15 protein-coding genes are annotated in these 15,982 nt (G+C 58.1%); 9 read left to right on the top strand and 6 right to left on the bottom strand.

The annotated features are described in order from the left end of the window. Positions 1–54: 54 nt before the first annotated feature. Genes mreC through rodA form a run of 4 tightly spaced genes read left to right on the top strand, consistent with a single transcriptional unit; the run spans position 55 to position 4,560 of the window. Positions 55–939 (top strand): rod shape-determining protein MreC, encoded by an 885-nt coding sequence (mreC, locus tag LKR43_RS13055; RefSeq protein ID WP_227684503.1) that lies wholly within the window; start codon positions 55–57, stop codon positions 937–939. 13 nt (positions 940–952) lie between these two features. Continuing rightward, complete coding sequence (gene mreD, locus LKR43_RS13050; protein WP_370632121.1) at positions 953–1,495, top strand: rod shape-determining protein MreD; 543 nt, start codon at positions 953–955, stop codon at positions 1,493–1,495. Positions 1,496–1,519: 24 nt separating this feature from the next. Next, a complete protein-coding gene (gene mrdA / locus LKR43_RS13045; RefSeq protein ID WP_227684501.1) occupies positions 1,520–3,427 on the top strand; it encodes a penicillin-binding protein 2 in 1,908 nt (635 codons plus the stop codon). After that, entirely contained in the window at positions 3,424–4,560 is a 1,137-nt protein-coding gene (gene rodA / locus LKR43_RS13040) for a rod shape-determining protein RodA (RefSeq protein WP_227684500.1), read from the top strand. Before mrdA ends, rodA begins: the two co-directional genes overlap by 4 nt. Here the strand turns inward: rodA and mutY are convergent. From mutY to LKR43_RS13025, 3 genes are read right to left on the bottom strand one after another with little or no spacing between them, the layout of a single operon-like run. Then, on the bottom strand, positions 4,532–5,584 hold the full coding sequence (gene mutY / locus LKR43_RS13035) for an A/G-specific adenine glycosylase (RefSeq protein ID WP_370632117.1): 1,053 nt from the start codon (positions 5,582–5,584) through the stop codon (positions 4,532–4,534). The genes rodA and mutY overlap by 29 nt on opposite strands. Positions 5,585–5,630: 46 nt before the next feature. Continuing rightward, a complete protein-coding gene (locus tag LKR43_RS13030; protein WP_227684499.1) occupies positions 5,631–6,539 on the bottom strand; it encodes an ABC transporter permease in 909 nt (302 codons plus the stop codon). Continuing rightward, positions 6,536–7,207 carry a cell division ATP-binding protein FtsE gene (locus tag LKR43_RS13025; protein WP_227684498.1) on the bottom strand — a complete coding sequence of 224 codons (672 nt, stop codon included), beginning with the start codon at positions 7,205–7,207 and terminating at the stop codon, positions 6,536–6,538. The genes LKR43_RS13030 and LKR43_RS13025 overlap by 4 nt, the downstream gene beginning before the upstream one ends. Before the next feature lie 170 nt (positions 7,208–7,377). Here LKR43_RS13025 and LKR43_RS13020 point away from each other — a divergent pair, with 170 nt between their 5' ends. The 5 genes from LKR43_RS13020 (at position 7,378) to LKR43_RS13000 (ending at position 12,626) form a co-directional block, all read left to right on the top strand. Then, positions 7,378–8,394 carry an amino acid ABC transporter substrate-binding protein gene (locus LKR43_RS13020; RefSeq protein ID WP_227684497.1) on the top strand — a complete coding sequence of 339 codons (1,017 nt, stop codon included), beginning with the start codon at positions 7,378–7,380 and terminating at the stop codon, positions 8,392–8,394. A gap of 97 nt (positions 8,395–8,491) precedes the next feature. Then, positions 8,492–9,676 (top strand): amino acid ABC transporter permease, encoded by a 1,185-nt coding sequence (locus LKR43_RS13015; RefSeq protein ID WP_255676055.1) that lies wholly within the window; start codon positions 8,492–8,494, stop codon positions 9,674–9,676. Further along, positions 9,677–10,774 (top strand): amino acid ABC transporter permease, encoded by a 1,098-nt coding sequence (locus LKR43_RS13010; RefSeq protein WP_227684496.1) that lies wholly within the window; start codon positions 9,677–9,679, stop codon positions 10,772–10,774. Positions 10,775–10,825: 51 nt separating this feature from the next. Continuing rightward, positions 10,826–11,566, top strand: a complete 741-nt coding sequence (locus LKR43_RS13005) for an amino acid ABC transporter ATP-binding protein (RefSeq protein WP_227684495.1) — start codon at positions 10,826–10,828, stop codon at positions 11,564–11,566. 55 nt (positions 11,567–11,621) lie between these two features. Continuing rightward, on the top strand, positions 11,622–12,626 hold the full coding sequence (locus LKR43_RS13000) for a tripartite tricarboxylate transporter substrate binding protein (RefSeq protein ID WP_227684494.1): 1,005 nt from the start codon (positions 11,622–11,624) through the stop codon (positions 12,624–12,626). On the opposite strand, the gene LKR43_RS12995 is transcribed toward LKR43_RS13000, so the two are convergent. The 3 genes from LKR43_RS12995 to LKR43_RS12985 all read right to left on the bottom strand — a co-directional run bounded on the left by LKR43_RS12995 (position 12,623) and on the right by LKR43_RS12985 (position 15,978). After that, entirely contained in the window at positions 12,623–12,982 is a 360-nt protein-coding gene (locus LKR43_RS12995; RefSeq protein WP_227684493.1) for a Rieske 2Fe-2S domain-containing protein, read from the bottom strand. The genes LKR43_RS13000 and LKR43_RS12995 overlap by 4 nt on opposite strands. Before the next feature lie 52 nt (positions 12,983–13,034). Continuing rightward, positions 13,035–13,784: an SDR family oxidoreductase gene (locus tag LKR43_RS12990; RefSeq protein WP_227684492.1), complete on the bottom strand. Its 750-nt coding sequence runs from the start codon at positions 13,782–13,784 to the stop codon at positions 13,035–13,037. 100 nt (positions 13,785–13,884) lie between these two features. Next, positions 13,885–15,978, bottom strand: coding sequence for a TonB-dependent receptor (locus LKR43_RS12985; RefSeq protein WP_227684491.1), 2,094 nt, complete (start codon positions 15,976–15,978; stop codon positions 13,885–13,887). Positions 15,979–15,982 lie beyond the last annotated feature (4 nt).

Raw genomic sequence — 15,982 nt, 5'->3', positions numbered from 1 at the left:
GGGTGTGGTGTCCCAGATATGCGCCGCACCCATCAGGCGCAGGCGCACTAATCCATGCAAGAATCCGGCACGATCAAGCTGTTCAAGCGCGGGCCCACTGCCGAACTCCAGGCATTCATACTCGTGCTGTTGTCGCTCGTCCTGCTGGTGGTGGATGCGCGATGGCCGGTGCTCCAGCCCGCCCGCCAGGCGATTTCGGTAGTGATTTATCCCTTCCAGCGAGCCATGCTGGCACCGCGCGATGCGGTCGAGCGCGTGCGCGACTGGACCGACGCTGCGGCGGTCGCCCAGAAGGAAAAGGAAGCATTGCAGCGCCAGCGCATCGAGCTGGCTCAAATTTCCACGCATGCAGCGCAACTGGCCGCCGAAAATGAGCAGCTGCGTCGTCTGTTGAGCGTAGCCGATGCGGTTACGCAGCCATCGGTAGCGGTTGAAGTGTTGTATGAACCATCCAACGCTTTCTCGCATCATCTTGTTTTCAATAAAGGGTCCTCCAGTGGCATTCTTCCCGGCATGCCCGTGATAGACGTGGGTGGTATCGTCGGACAGATCGTCAGGGTCACGCCATTTACCTCCGAGGCAGCCTTGCTGACTGATGACAAGGTATCCATACCCGTGCAGGTGCTGCGCAACGGCCTGCGCCTGATCGCTTTTGGTGGTGCCGTGTCCGACAAGGTCGAGGTAAGATATCTGAACGCCGATGTCGACCTTGTACCGGGAGACAAACTGATTACCAGCGGAATTGGTGGATTGTTTCCGGCAGGGCTTTCGGTTGCATCTATCGACCAGGTAGAGCGGGATGCCTCCTCGGGCTTCGCCAAGGCGGTCGCCACGCCGTACTCGCACCCTGAGCGTCATCGACATTTCCTGGTCTTGCGGGTCGAGGTTCCGGCTGGCGAAAATACGGAGGGCCAGCAGCATGGTGAACAAGCCGAATAATCGCGCAGTGGTAATGGGCCGTCAGTCGTCTTTGACCAGCCTGCAGCCCATCGATACCTCGCCTTTCAAGCAGCCCTCGGGACGACTGTTCATCTGGTTTACCATTCTGATGGTCTGGATGCTTTCGCTGTTGCCCTGGCGCATCTGGGAGCCGGCGCCCGACCTGCTTTTGCTCGTCGTTACATTCTGGTGCCTGCATGAGCCGCAACGAGTCAACATGCTCGCGGCATTTGTCCTGGGTTTGTTCATGGACGTGCATGATGCAGCCTTGCTGGGTGGCCATGCCCTGACCTATACCCTGGCGGCCTATGGAGCGCTGGTGCTCAGGCGCCGCCTGCTGCGGTTTGACGCCATTATCCAGACCATACACATGCTGCCGGTGTTCATATTGGCCGTCGCCGTTTCCCGTCTGGTGAATGCCTGGCTGTCGGGAGAGTGGGCCGGCTGGGGCTGGCTGCTGTCCGCCCTTTTTACCGGAGTGCTGTGGCCGCTGGCGGATATCCTGCTGCACATGCCTCAGCGCAGGCTGGACGATGCGGACGCGGGTTCCGTATGATCCAGCGGTAACCGGGGCCTGCCGATGTTCGAATTCAAGAAGACGACTCATCACCTGAAGCGACGCTTGCTGATACGCGTTGTGGTGGCAGGTGTCTTCGCGGCTGTGTGTTTTGCCGGACTGGGGTGGCGCCTTTGGCATCTGCAGGTAGAGCGCTACGAAGGGCTGGCCGAACGGGCTGACCGAAACCGGATTGCTGTGGTGCCCATCCCGCCCAGGCGCGGCGAAATCTTCGATCGGAACGGAGAGGTGCTCGCACGGAATTATCGTGACTACACGCTGTCGGTGACCAGGGCCCATCTCGATGTTCCGCCCGAGCAGATGGTGGATGCTCTTGGAGAGCTGGTGTACCTGAGCCCCAGCAACCGCCGCCGTTTCTTTCAGAATCTCAAGCAAAGCGGGCACTACACATCTGTTCTGTTGCGCAATAACCTTAACGATACCGAAGCATCCTGGTTCGCCGCACATTCCTACAAGTTTCCTGGCGTGGAGCTCAGTGCCCGCTGGGTGCGCGAGTACCCCCAGGGCGAATCAGCCGCCCATGTGCTGGGTTATGTAGGTCGTATCTCCGAAGATGATCTGGAGACCCTTGAAAAAGAAGGGCGTATGGGCAACTACCGGGGCAGCAGCACCATAGGTAAAAAAGGCATAGAAAAAACGTGGGAAGAGACCCTGCACGGTCGTACGGGCATTGAAGAGGTTGAAGTGACCGCGACAGGCCGGCCCGTGCGCACCCTGAAGCGCACTGATCCGGTGCCGGGTTCGGATCTTGTTCTTTCGCTGGACATAGGGCTGCAAAAGGTTGCCGAAGCTCAGTTTGCCGGCCGGCGCGGTGCCTTGGTCGCCATAGAACCGTCCAGTGGCGAAGTGCTGGCGTTTGTCTCTGCACCTTCTTTCGATCCGAACCTGTTCATAGATGGCATTGACGTTGAGAACTGGCGCAAGCTGAATGACTCGCCCGACCATCCCCTGATCAATCGCCCGCTGTATGGCACCTATCCCATTGGTTCCACCTATAAACCCTTCGTGGCGCTGGCTGCGCTGGAGCTGGGCAAGCGCGGCCCTAACGAGCGTATCTCTGATCCAGGCTATTTCGAACTGGCGGGCCAACGTTTTCGTAATGCAGGCGGCGCCGCCTACGGCCCGACCAACATGCATCGCGCCATTGTGGTGTCGTCCGATACCTATTTTTATTCACTGGGGCCGGAAATCGGGGTCGATGCGCTGCACGACTTCAGCAAACAGTTCGGCTTTGGGCAGATTACCGGTATAGATCTGGATGGTGAGCGGCGGGGTGTGTTGCCATCGACCGACTGGAAGCGTAAAGCGTACAAGAAGCCCGAACAGCAACACTGGTACACAGGAGAGACCGTATCGGTAGCGGTGGGCCAGGGGTACAACTCGTTTACCTTGCTGCAGCTGGCACAGGCCACGTCGGTACTGGCCAGTAACGGCGTCTACATGCAGCCACATCTGGTCAGCCAGATCGAAAATCCCCAGTCCGGCAGGGTGGAGCGTACGGTTACCCAGCCTTCACATGTTATAGACCTGAAGCCCGAGAACCTTGCCATTATTCGTAATGCAATGGCCGACGTCCTGCGTTCAGGTACTGCAAGGCGGGCTTTTGCAGGTGCCCCGTATCAGGCCGCCGGCAAAACAGGCACGGCCCAGGTCTACAGTCTGCGCGGTGCAAAATACAAAGCCAGCGAGATTGATGAACGTTTGCGGGATCACGCCCTGTTCATGGCTTACGCGCCGGTTGAGAATCCAAAAATTGCGCTGGCTCTGATTGTGGAAAACAGTGGTTGGGGCGCGACGGTGGCTGCACCTATCGCCCGTACGGTTTTTGATTACTGGCTATCGCCGGATCGTGAGCATCAGCAGGATGAAACTGTAGTCGCTCAGGCGCAGGCAGCAGAGGGTAATCAATGAAGCGAGTCATGCAATGGCTGTTCAAGGCCGCCACCGCGTTTGACTGGCCTTTGCTGGCCTTGCTGGTGCTGATGACCATATTGGGACTGACGGTCATGCATTCGGCCGTGGGTGGAACCGACTGGCGGTTCGCCGAGCAGTCGCGCAATTTCCTGCTGGCCTTCCTGTGCATGTGGGGGGCGGCCATGCTGCCTCCGCCTTTGCTGATGCGCCTGGCCCTGCCTTTTTATTTGCTGGGTGTCACGTTGTTGTTGGGTGTTGAGTTCTTTGGTGAAACCAGCAAGGGAGCGACGCGTTGGCTGGATCTGGGCGTGGTGCGCATCCAGCCGTCAGAAATGATGAAGATAGCCGTGCCCATGATGCTGGCCTGGTATTTTCACCGTAATCAGGGTCGTCTGCGGGTACTCGATTTTCTGGTGGCCGGTGTATTGCTGGCGGTGCCATTCTCACTGATCGTGCTGCAGCCCGATCTGGGTACGGCCCTGCTGGTATTTGCCTCGGGATTTTGCATTATTTATTTCGGCGGGCTGTCGTTCAAGCTGCTGATCCCGATAGCGCTGGCCATCGTGACAGGGCTGGGCTTGCTGGTCTATTACGAGAAGGACATCTGTCAGCCAGGCGTCGACTGGGTGGTCTTGCACGAATATCAGAAGCACCGGGTTTGTACGCTGCTGGATCCTTTCTCCGATCCGTTGGGCAAAGGCTTCCACACCATACAGTCCATGATTGCTGTGGGATCTGGCGGCATTTACGGAAAAGGCTACATGATGGGTACGCAAACCCATCTGGATTTCATTCCCGAGCGTACTACCGATTTCATTTTCGCGGTATATGCTGAAGAATTCGGCCTGTATGGCGGCATCATGCTGCTGGTGCTGTACGGTCTGCTGGTGCTGCGCGGACTGAGCATAGCCGTGAAGGCGCACACACAGTTTGGCAGGCTGTTGGCCGGCTCCATGTCGATGATGTTTTTTGTCTATGTCTTTGTGAATGTGGGCATGGTCACGGGCATACTGCCTGTGGTGGGTGTGCCACTGCCTTTCATGAGCTATGGCGGTACTGCACTGCTGACCCTGGGCATTGCCAGCGGAATTCTCATGAGTATCAGTCGCTATCGGCCTGTGCGAACCTAGCAGGAAACAGGCCTTCAAGTATTTTCCTGACAGGAGCTGGCAAGGCGGCCTTGTGCAGCTCGTCCAGTGCGACCCAGCGCTGATTGGGTAGTGGTTCGGCAATCCGGGGCGTGTCGCTGCTCAGGTACCATGGCTCTATGTGCAGCCTGAAATGGGTAAACACATGGCTCAGGCCGGCCATCTTCTGCGCCGGCATGTCAGGCGTGCCCCACTTGTGGCAGGCGCTCAGCAAATCGTCCCCGCTATCGAACCTGGGAAGGCTCCAAAGCCCTCCCCAGATGCCTGGCGAGGGCTGCTGCTCCAGCAAAATATGCCCCGCCATATTTACGACCAGCATGCTGCAATATCTTTCGGGGCTGGGTTTCTTTTTTTTCGGTGTGGGCAATTCGTTTTGCCGGTCATGAAGGCGGGCATAGCAGCTTTGCTGCAGCGGACAGCGTTCACATGCTGGTCGACTGCGTGTGCAGCATTGCGAACCCAGGTCCATCAAGCCCTGGGTATAGGCAGTCATGTCCAGATCCTGGGGGGCGGCGCTTAACACTTCGTCGGCTGTGTGCCACAGCAACTGCTCGGTGGCTCGTTCGCTGGTGACGCCTTCTATGCCGAAATAGCGTGTGAAAACGCGCTTTACGTTGCCGTCCATGATGGGGCTGCGTTCCTGATGGGCGAACGCAGCGATAGCGGCGGCAGTTGAGCGGCCAATGCCAGGCAGAGTGATGATATCCCGGGAGTTATCCGGAAACTGACCTCCCCAGTCGGTGCAAACGGCCTGCGCACAGCGGTGCAGGTTGCGCGCCCGGGCGTAGTAGCCCAGCCCTGCCCAGTATGGCATGACCTCATCCTGGCTGGCCTGGGCCAGGCTGCGAATATCAGGAAAGCGTGCGAGGAAGCGCTGGTAATAGGCGATAACGGTGGACACCTGCGTTTGCTGCAGCATGATTTCCGAGAGCCAGATGCGGTACGGGTCGCGCGTCCCTTGCCAGGGCAGGTGTTGCCTGCCCTGTGTCTTCTGCCAGGAAGCCACGGTCCGGGCAAAGCCGGTTATGTCAGGGTTGCTGTTCAGCACCGGCTTAAAACTTTGTATTGCGCGTGACTGACCAGCGGGCCGACAGGGCCGCCAGTATGGCAACCACAACGATGGCCATCAAGAGGCTCAGGCGGTCCGGCAGATGCAACGCAAAGCTTGCGCCGTACTGGCTGGCCAGTCGTGCCAGGGCAGTATTAATGGGCTGTAGCGCAAGGGCGGCCAGACCAATGGCCACTACACTGGCTACTATGCCCGTAAGAGCACCCAGATAAAGAAAGGGACGTCGCACAAAGGATTCGGTGGCGCCCACCAGGCGTGCCACGCCGATTTCTTCGCGTTGACTCAGGGCCTGCATGCGTACCGTGTTGAATACGGTGGCAAGCACGACCAGTGCGACGCCTATGGCCAGCATGCCAAGGCCTATGCGTATGAATCGCAGCATGGCTTCGAGTCGCCGGACCCAGTCGCTGTCCAGTTGCACAGAGTCGACTTGTGGCAGTGCGCGCCAGACCTGCGCCAGTTCGCTGGCATGCTGCGCCAGCTGGGGTGTATCGCGCAAGGTGACAACAATGGCGTCAGGTAAAGGGTTGCCTGGCAGGACAGCCAACGCTTCGCTCCAGGACGGATTGTCCTGCAGTGCTTCCAGCGCCTGATCACGCGTGATCAGGCGGGTGGACAAGATGGCTTCGGGCTGTGTCTTGCGTAACTCCTGAACCAGGCCTGCTGCATCTTCCCGGGAAGTGGACGGGTTAAGGAATAAGGTCAGTTCAGGTGACACCGGTATCTCCCGGGCGATGGGCTGGGCCGATACTAATACCGAGGCGGCAATGATGGGTACGGCCAGCGTCAGGCCTATGACCAATATGTTGGCCAGGGAAGAAAAGGGTTGTGTCACCAGGCGCCTGATGGCAACCAGCAGGGCATAACGGTGTTGTCGCAGCCAGCGCTTCATTGGGCGACTCCAGGTGTATCGTAAAACCGGCCTGCGTCTATGCGCAGGGTGCGTCTGGCGTATGACGCCATAAGATTGCGGTCATGGGAGGCAATCAGTGTGGTTACACCAACCTGATTGAAGTCACGGAAAACTTGCATGATGCGTCTTGCGCTTTCTTCGTCCAGGTTGGCCGTGGGTTCGTCGGCGATCAGTATGGTGGGGCGGTTAACGATGGCGCGGGCAATGGCCAGACGCTGCTGCTCGCCACCCGACATCTCGACCGGATACAAGTCTTCTTTGCCCGACAGGCCAACCTTTTCCATTGCCGCTCGCGCGCGGGTGTTGGCAAGCCGTGTGCTCAGGCCGGTAACGGCCAATGGCAGCAGTACGTTGTCGATCGCGCTGCGATCGTGCAGCAAGTGCATGTTCTGCAAAATGACACCGACTGCCCGTCGCAGATAGGGCTGGGCGCGTCGTGGCATCTTGTCGACGCGATGACCGTTTACATGCACCGAGCCCCGGCTGGGAAGTTCCAGCCCGCCTATCAGCTTCAACAGCGTCGACTTGCCGGCACCCGAGGGGCCGGAGACAAAAATAAATTCGCCCGGCTCGATGCGAAAGTTGATGTCAGCCAGGATGTTTCGGCTGCGACCATATGATTTGAACACATGCTGAAATTCGATCATGAGCTAGTAAAAATGGATTCCTTGTTGGGGGCGGTGGATGTTACAAATCATGTCGCAAGGGATATCCCCCATGTTTCAAATGAGCCTCAGCGGCTACGATTCGATCGCTAACGGCTCAATAGTTATTGTATGCCGTGAATATCAATTCGAACTAAAACGGAAGACAACCCATGAAACTAATTAAAGCAGCTGCCATTGGCGCCTCCTTGTTTTTTGTTGCCGCAACGGCTCAGGCCGGTGAAACCTACGACGCTGTCAAAGCCAAGGGTTTTGTTCAGTGCGGCACGCATACTGCGCTGCCCGGGTTTTCCATTGCAGACAGCAAGGGCGTATGGTCCGGTATCGACGTCGATCTGTGCAAGGCAATTGCCACCATGATGTTTGGCGATGCCACCAAATTCAAGACAACACCCGTTACAACTCAGCAGCGCTTCACCGCACTGCAGTCGGGTGAAATCGATGTCCTGACCCGCAACACCACCGCCACCATGACGCGTGACACCACCCTGGGCCTCATGAGCGCAGGCGTCAACTACTACGACAGCCAGGGCATCATGGTCAGCAAGGAACTGGGTGTAAAAAGTGCCAAGGAACTCAGCGGCGCCGCAGTCTGCGTACAGCCGGGCACAACTACCGAGCTGAACCTGGCCGACTGGTTCCGCGCCAACAACCTTGACTTCAAACCGGTGGTCATCAACAGCCCCGACGAAGCCATGCGCTCTTATGTGGCCGGCCGTTGCGATGCGTTCACCACCGATAAATCAGGCCTGGCAACCATTCGCACCACGCTCGAAAAACCAGACGATCACGTCATTCTGCCCGAAGACTTCTCCAAAGAGCCGCTGGGTCCCATGGTGCGTCAGGGTGATGATCAGTGGTTCATGGTGGTGCGTTGGGCTCTGAACACCATGCTCGAAGCAGAAGAATACGGCATTACCTCCAAGAATGTCGACGAAATGCTCAAGAGCTCCAACCCCAACATCCAGCGCATACTGGGTGTAACCGGTGAAATGGGCAAGGGCCTGGGGCTCGATAACAAATGGGCCTACAACATCGTCAAGCAAGTGGGCAATTACGGCGAGTCTTTCGATCGCAACCTTGGTGGGGGTTCCGCCATGAAGCTCGAGCGCGGCATCAACGCCCAGTGGCGTGACGGCGGCCTGATGTACGGCTGGCCTATCCGCTAAGACTGAGCGGATACGTTCAACAAGGCCGGGTATTACACCCGGCCTGGCCGTTCAGTAAGGGGAGTGCTGCGTCAGGTTCCCCAATGGTTGCATCTCTATGACGAATAAAACTTCTGTACCTCAAGCACCCAAGCGACGCTTGTCCTGGAACGATCCGGGCTTCCGCTCCCTGATTTATCAGGTGTTGGTGCTGGGAGTTGTTGGCCTGGGCGTGTGGTACCTGGTCAGCAACACCTTGCATAACCTTGCCGTGCGCAATATTTCGACCGGTTTTGACTTTCTGCACCGTGAGGCAGGTTTCGCCATCGGCGAATCGGTCATTCCGTATACCCCTGCCGACACCTATGGCCGTGCCATCTGGGTAGGCATACTGAATACGCTGCGGGTCTCTGTGATCGGTATTGTTGCGGCGACCGTGTTCGGCACCCTGCTCGGCATAGCCCGGCTCTCCAAAAACTGGCTGCTTTCCCGGGTCACCAGTGCCTATATAGAAGTCATGCGCAATATACCGTTATTGCTGCAACTGTTCTTCTGGTATGCCATCATCACCGAAGTGATGCCCGGCCCTCGCAATGCACTGAATCCGGTGGCGGGAGTCTTTCTTTCCAATCGTGGCCTGAAGCTGCCTGCGCTGCAGGGCGATGCGCTGGACTGGATACTGGCCGGCCTGGGATTGGCCATATTGGTCATTATCTTTCTGGGCCATTGGGCCAGGAAACGCCAGGAAGCGACCGGCGTTATTTTTCCGTTGGTCCGGGTTGCTCTGGGGCTGCTGATAGTCTTTCCTGTGGTTGCCTGGCTGATCAGCGGAGCATCGCTTTCGCTTGATATGCCTGCCCTGAAGGGTTTTAACTTTGTTGGCGGCATCAATTTGTCGCCCGAGTTTGCCGCACTGTTGGCCGGATTGGTGATCTATACCTCGGCCTTTGTCGCCGAAGTCGTGCGCTCGGGCATACAGTCAGTCAACCGGGGACAATGGGAAGCAGCCGAAGCCATAGGATTGCCACGTGGCCGCATGTTGCGACTGGTTATTCTGCCGCAGGCGCTGCGGGTCATTATTCCCCCAATGACCAGCCAGTACCTGAACCTGACCAAAAACAGCTCGCTGGCGGTAGCCATTGGCTATCCCGACATCGTATCGGTGGTTAACACGACACTGAATCAGACCGGGCAGGCCATCGAAGGTATCCTGATCATTATGGCCGCCTACCTTACGGTCAGTCTGTCGATCTCGATCTTCATGAACTGGTATAACAAGCGCATTGCGCTGGTGGAGCGCTAAATGAGCACGAATACTACTTCGGTGCAAGCCTTGCCACCGCCGCGTACGCAGCAAGGCGTCCTGGGTTGGCTGCGTGCCAGTCTGTTTTCATCTCCGCTGAATACGCTGCTGACCGTTCTGGTTGTCTGGCTGCTGGTCTTTTCGATTCCGGCATTGGTCGACTGGTTGTTTATCGACGCCAACTTCGATGCCCAGAACGCGCAGGAATGCCGTGCTTCGGGTGGCGCATGCTGGGCTTTCATCGCCGAGAAGCATCGTTTGATCCTGTTTGGTGTCTATCCTTATGATGAGCAGTGGCGTCCGCTGCTGGCCAGCATCATTCTTGTCAGTGTCATTGTGTGCAGTTGCATAAGGTGGTTCTGGAAGCCGTTTCTGGGCCTGATCTGGGCGGTGGCCCTGGTCGTTGTCGGCATACTGATGTGGGGCGGCGTGTTTGGCCTCACGCCTGTCGAGAATTCGCGTTGGGGTGGTCTGCCGCTAACGCTGATTCTGGCTACTTTCGGCATTGCGGTGGCCTTTCCTTTCGGTTTGCTGCTGGCGCTGGGCCGGCGTTCGCACATGCCCGCAGTGAAAGCAATGTGTGTGGTCTACATCGAGCTGATACGCGGTGTGCCGCTGATCAGCCTGCTGTTCATGTCGTCGGTCATGCTGCCATTGTTCCTCCCCGAGGGCTTCAGCATCGATAAGCTCCTGCGGGCGCAAATTGCCATCATTCTTTTTGCGGCTGCCTATATTGCCGAAACTGTGCGGGGCGGCCTGCAGGCCATACCCAAAGGCCAGTACGAGGGGGCTGAGTCCATAGGCCTGAGTTATTGGCAGCAGATGCGCAAGATCATCCTGCCACAGGCACTGAAGGTCGTGATTCCGCCGCTGGTCGGTATTTTTATCTCTTTGTTTAAAGATACCTCGCTGGTGGTCATTATTGGCATCTTTGATCTGACTTTGGCGGCCAAGACAGCGGTAGCCGATGCCGCATGGCGAGGCTTCAGCACAGAGGCCTATCTGTTCATCGCGGTCATTTATTTTATTTTCTGCTTTTCGATTTCCCGTTACAGCCAATCGCTGGAGAAGCATTTGCAAACGGGCTATCAGCGCTAATCAGCATGTTGCCCGCCATAGGGCGGGCAGAGATAACAAGGGAGTACAGACATGCCAGAGGCCATTATTCGCATGGCGGATGTCAACAAGTGGTACGGTCAGTTTCATGTGCTGCGCAATATCAATCTGAATGTTGCGCCCAGCGAACGTATCGTTATTTGCGGCCCCTCGGGTTCGGGCAAATCGACCATGATCCGCTGCATCAACCGGCTGGAAGAGCACCAGCAAGGCAGCATTGTGGTCGATGGTACCGAGCTGACCAATGATTTAAAGCAAATCGAAACCATACGACGCGACGTCGGCATGGTGTTTCAGCACTTCAATCTTTTTCCCCATCTTACGGTGCTCGAGAACCTGACCTTGGGCCCGGTCTGGGTTCTGAAAAAATCCAAAGCCGAGGCCGAGGCTACGGCCATGAAGTATCTGGAGCGTGTGCGTATACCCGAGCAGGCCTCGAAGTTTCCAGGCCAGCTGTCTGGCGGGCAGCAGCAGCGGGTGGCCATTGCGCGCTCCCTTTGCATGAGCCCCAAGATCATGCTGTTCGACGAACCCACCTCCGCACTTGATCCCGAAATGGTCAAGGAAGTGCTGGAAGTGATGGTGAGTCTGGCTGAGGAAAGCGGCATGACCATGCTGTGCGTGACGCACGAAATGGGATTCGCACGCAAAGTGGCCGACCGGGTGATCTTTATGGATCAGGGTCAGATCATAGAAGAAAACACACCCGACGCATTCTTCGACAACCCCCAGAATGAGCGGACCAAGCTGTTTCTGAGCCAAATTCTGCACTAAAGGCGAAAATTGGTGTAGGGTTCTATTTTTCTGTAACTCATTATTAGGTATTTGTATGTTGTCTGGTTTCAAATCCGTTACGTCTGCCCTGGGCGTCGTAGTCTCCTGCCTGGCTCTGTCGGTCGGTGCCTCTCCTGCAGCGGCACAGGAAAGCTATCCTTCCAAACCCATACAATTTATCGTGCCTTACGCAGCAGGTGGCCCGCTTGACGGCATGGCCCGCCTGTTGGCGGAAAAAGTTAAAGATGATCTGGGTACGGTGGTTGTCGAGAACAAACCCGGCGCGGGTGGCAATATAGGTGCGGGCCAGGCAGCCAAGGCCAAACCCGACGGCTACACCCTGGTCATGGGGGCCGTTGCCATCAACGCTATCAATCCCTGGCTCTACAGCGAACTGCCTTTTGACCCGGTTACCAGCTTCGAGCCTGTTGTTCTGGTGGCATCGGTGCCCAATGTCCTGATCCTGAACAGCGAGTTTGCCGCTAACAACAAGATCAATACCGTGCAGGACCTGGCCCATTACGCGCAAAAGAACCCTGGCTTGCTGAATTTCGGTTCCGGCGGCAATGGCAGCGCCGGCCATCTGGCAGGCGAATTGCTCAACGTGCGTGCCGACATCAACACTGTGCACGTACCCTATGCCGGTGCGGCACCTGCCAAAATGGCATTGCTGGCCGGGCAAACCAATTTCATGTTCGACAACCTGGCATCGGCTTCGTCGCTGATCAAGGACGGCAAGGTAAAAGCACTTGCGGTTACCACTGCCGAACGCTCATCCATTTATCCTGATTTGCCCACCATGCAGGAAGCAGGCATCAAGGATTTTGATATCGGCACCTGGTTTGGCGTGTTTGCCACGGGCGGTACTCCCAAGGCAAAAATCGATGTCCTGAATGCTGCCTATGCCAAGGCCCTGAACGACCCCGATGTACGCAAGAACTTGCTGACCATGGGCTCCGACACCAAACCGGGCACGCCCGAAGACCTGGCGGCATTGGTCAAGAATGACCTGGCCAAGTACAAGGAAATCGTCGAGGTTTCCGGCGCCAAGCTGTTCTAGTCTTGCGGCCACCAGAGCACGACCGGTATTCCGTCGTGCTCTGCCTCTGTAACAGTCAGGGCGGTCAACCTGCTGGGCTGACACGGCCCGCCCGTGCACTCTCCGGTGGCGGGTTCGAAAGTTGCGCCATGACGCGCGCACATCAGCTGATCGCCGGCCCGGGTAAAAACCTGATTTTCCCAGTCCAGCTCCGATCCCATATGCGGACAGCGGTTCAGGTATCCACGCACCTGTCCCTGATAGCGGACGAAAAACGCTGTCGTGGTCCCGCTTTTGTGCTGCACGGGCAGCTTGCAGGCCAGACCGCCGTCCACAAGATCAGAAGAAGGGCAGACGATGATGGCGTTGGAGGTCATGGGAAGCGAGCCGGAGTGTGAATGCGGGACGCCATTGTAATGCCGGTGGTGTTTACAGCCCGCCGGCGCATTGTACGACGGTGCCCGTCATATAAGAAGCCGCAGGCGACAGCAGCCATACCACGGCTTCGGCGATTTCTTCCGGCCGGGCCAGTCGGCCCATGGGTATCTTGGGGGCAACGCGCTCGGGGCGGCCCGGCTCACCTGCCGTTGCATGGATTTGCGTCAGGGTGGATCCTGGCGAGACACCGCACACGCGCACGCCGGTCGTGGCGACTTCGCGGGCGAGTCCCAGTGTGAACGTATCGACTGCCGCCTTGCTGGCTGCATAATGAATATATTCGTTGGGACTGCCTGTGCGGGCAGCTACCGACGACACATTCACAATGACTCCATTCGAGCCATTGCGGGCAAAGCACGCCAGGGCCTGGCGTGCGCATTGCATGACACCGAACACATTGACCTGGAAGACGCGTTCTATGGTGGTGTCCGTTGTTTGGGAAAACGGCCCTATGGGGCCGGTGATGCCGGTATTGTTGACCAGTGCGGTCAGAGGCCCCAGGTGCTGCTCGGTTTGCTGGAACAGGCGTGGAATATCGGCGGGCAGGCCGACGTCGCCCTGAATCGCCACAGCCTTGCGTCCATGTTGTCTGACTGCGTCGACGACTGCTTGTGCCGCGGCGGCATCGTTCAGGTAATTGATGGCGACGTTGTAGCCATCGCGGGCAGCGGCAATGGCGGTGGCTGCACCGATGCCGCGGCTGGCTCCGGTGATGAGTACGACGGGCGCAAGTTGGGTCATGGCGGTTCCTGGGTTTTTATTTCAGGAACATTATGCGCCAAAATGCGCGCCGCCATGACCAGCGTGCGGCGGCCCGAGACAGGCCCGCCGCCATGACCGCCTAGAACTTGTAGCTCAGCCCCGCACTGATGCTGCGGCCATTGCCGGGCAGGTAGCCTGGCGCCGTCGCCACCGATACATTGCGTATGGCGTAGCTGCTGATGTAGCGGCGATCGGTCAGGTTGTCGGCGGCCAGCCAGGCATTCCAGTGCTTGTCGTGCTGGTAGGCGACCTTGAAGCCCAGCAGTGCGTACGAGTTCTGTTCGGTGCCGGGCACGTTGGCGTGGTTGACGGGCGTGTCGGTGGGCATCCAGCGCAGGTTGGGGCCAAAGCGCAGGCCGCCTTTGCGGTACATCAGCTCGGCGCTGACCATGTGGCGGGGTACGCCTGCGATCCGGTTGCCGTCGTATTCGCCGCCGCGAAAGCGAAAGTCGCTGAAGGTGTAGGCGATACGGTAATCAAAAGCCCCCATGGCGGGACCGGGCAGCGTGCCCGTCAGGCCGGCCTCGATACCCTGGTGCCGGGTGCGGTCGGTGTAGTTGAAAGTACCCGCCGAGCCGAAGCCCGAGGCATTGGTCAGGCTCATGAGTTCGTTTTCGACGTTGCTGCGGTATAGAACCAGCGACCAGTTGGCGGCATAGCGCCCGTCGAACAGGCTGCCTTCGGCGCCCAGCTCATAAGTCGTGGCGCGCTGTACATCGAGTTCGGTGACGCCGGTGCTTGCCAGGCCCATCATGGGGTTCTGGACGCTGCCTGTGATGATCTCCCAGTAGCTCGGGGCTTCGTTGCTGCGGCTGATGTTTGCGAACATGCGCAGCCTGTCGTCCGGTTGCCAGATCACACCGATTCTGGGGCTGGCATAAGACCAGTCCTGATCCGTATTCACACCTGTATTGTTGTCGTGGGTGTCACGCACGGCCTGCGTGTATTTGATGTCGCCGACCAGACTCCATTGCGGGGTAACGTGCCATTGCAGTCCCAGCATGGCGCTGCGGTTTTCGGCCTGCAGGGAATAGTCTCCGAAGCGCTTCAGGTTGCTGCCATTGGCCGGGTTGACTATATATTGATCGCGGTCCAGATCGCTGCGGGCCCAATCCAGTGCCAGGCGATAGTCCAGCGTATTCCATTTGCCGTTCAGTGCCCATTGGGCGCCGTAGGTATCCCCTTTGGTGGGTGTTGAAACCGTGGGGTCGGTAAAGGTGTCGTCAAGATTCTGCCAGTACACGCCGAAAGTCTGGTTCAGATCCTCGTTGCCCCAGTAGGTTCGGTTGGCCAGACGCAACTGTTCGGTTTTGCGGTGTGGATCACGCAGGTAGATATTGGGTTGGTCGCCAGGCTGATCTCCCATGACGCCGCGTGGGTCATCCCAGACCCGGGTCTTGGGCACGACGGTGGGAATGTCAAATTCAAGGTCGGTATACGATATATAAGTGCGGTTCTCGAAGTTCTCGCCGCGTATGCCGAAGTTGCCATGGAATGCCGTACGCTCGGAGTCGGAGTGATGCCGGTATCCTTCGGCCTTGTCATAGCTCAGGGCAACGCGCCCGTCGAGCTTTTCACCCTCCAGGCCTTTGGCGGCATGCAGGCCCAGGCGCCCGAAGCTGCCGCCTTCCACGCTGATGACGTCATTGCCGGTTCCTGTGAACGATTGAAAGTCCAGTTCGCCACCCAGGGTGGTGGCGCCTGCCGATAAGGCATTGGCGCCACGGCGCACGCTGATCTGGCGCGCATTGCGCGGTTCCAGCAAGCCAATTACGAACGAGCCGTCGGCCTGATTCAAGGGCAGGCCGTCCTGCATGAGCAGCACGCCCCGGTTGAGCGGATTGCTTTGTATGCCGGAGCCACGGATATTCAGGCGTGGCTGGTCGATGCCGCCGAAAAAGTCTTGCACCACAATGCCGGGCTGATAATCGAGCGCATCGCGCAGGGTGACGAGCTTGACTTCGTCTTGCGGGATGATCAGATTGGTGCCGCCGGGGACGCGCTGCAGCTTGGCGCGCTCGGCCGCGGGTCCGGGTTGCAGTGGCGTGGCCGCAGCTTCGCTGGTGACGACGATGGGAGACAAGGTGGTGGCGTCCTGGGCTTGTGCGCCGGACAGCCATACAGCACCCAGTGCGGTGCTTAGCACCATTAGGGGGAAAGGGCTGGTGGTCATGGAA

It is taken from the genome of Pusillimonas sp. MFBS29 (genome assembly GCF_020687695.1).
Classification (GTDB): Bacteria; Pseudomonadota; Gammaproteobacteria; order Burkholderiales; family Burkholderiaceae_B; genus Pusillimonas_C.
Note: the sequence above shows the minus strand (reverse complement) of the source record. Positions and strands in the feature narration are given on the sequence as shown.

Coding starts and splice junctions, on each gene's coding strand:
- mreC (WP_227684503.1), top strand. CDS start 55: ATGCAAGAATCCGGCACGATCAAGCTGTTCAAGCGCGGGCCCACTGCC.
- mreD (WP_370632121.1), top strand. CDS start 953: ATGGGCCGTCAGTCGTCTTTGACCAGCCTGCAGCCCATCGATACCTCG.
- mrdA (WP_227684501.1), top strand. CDS start 1,520: ATGTTCGAATTCAAGAAGACGACTCATCACCTGAAGCGACGCTTGCTG.
- rodA (WP_227684500.1), top strand. CDS start 3,424: ATGAAGCGAGTCATGCAATGGCTGTTCAAGGCCGCCACCGCGTTTGAC.
- LKR43_RS13030 (WP_227684499.1), bottom strand. CDS start 6,539: ATGAAGCGCTGGCTGCGACAACACCGTTATGCCCTGCTGGTTGCCATC.
- LKR43_RS13025 (WP_227684498.1), bottom strand. CDS start 7,207: ATGATCGAATTTCAGCATGTGTTCAAATCATATGGTCGCAGCCGAAAC.
- LKR43_RS13020 (WP_227684497.1), top strand. CDS start 7,378: ATGAAACTAATTAAAGCAGCTGCCATTGGCGCCTCCTTGTTTTTTGTT.
- LKR43_RS13015 (WP_255676055.1), top strand. CDS start 8,492: ATGACGAATAAAACTTCTGTACCTCAAGCACCCAAGCGACGCTTGTCC.
- LKR43_RS13010 (WP_227684496.1), top strand. CDS start 9,677: ATGAGCACGAATACTACTTCGGTGCAAGCCTTGCCACCGCCGCGTACG.
- LKR43_RS13005 (WP_227684495.1), top strand. CDS start 10,826: ATGCCAGAGGCCATTATTCGCATGGCGGATGTCAACAAGTGGTACGGT.
- LKR43_RS13000 (WP_227684494.1), top strand. CDS start 11,622: ATGTTGTCTGGTTTCAAATCCGTTACGTCTGCCCTGGGCGTCGTAGTC.
- LKR43_RS12995 (WP_227684493.1), bottom strand. CDS start 12,982: ATGACCTCCAACGCCATCATCGTCTGCCCTTCTTCTGATCTTGTGGAC.
- LKR43_RS12990 (WP_227684492.1), bottom strand. CDS start 13,784: ATGACCCAACTTGCGCCCGTCGTACTCATCACCGGAGCCAGCCGCGGC.
- LKR43_RS12985 (WP_227684491.1), bottom strand. CDS start 15,978: ATGACCACCAGCCCTTTCCCCCTAATGGTGCTAAGCACCGCACTGGGT.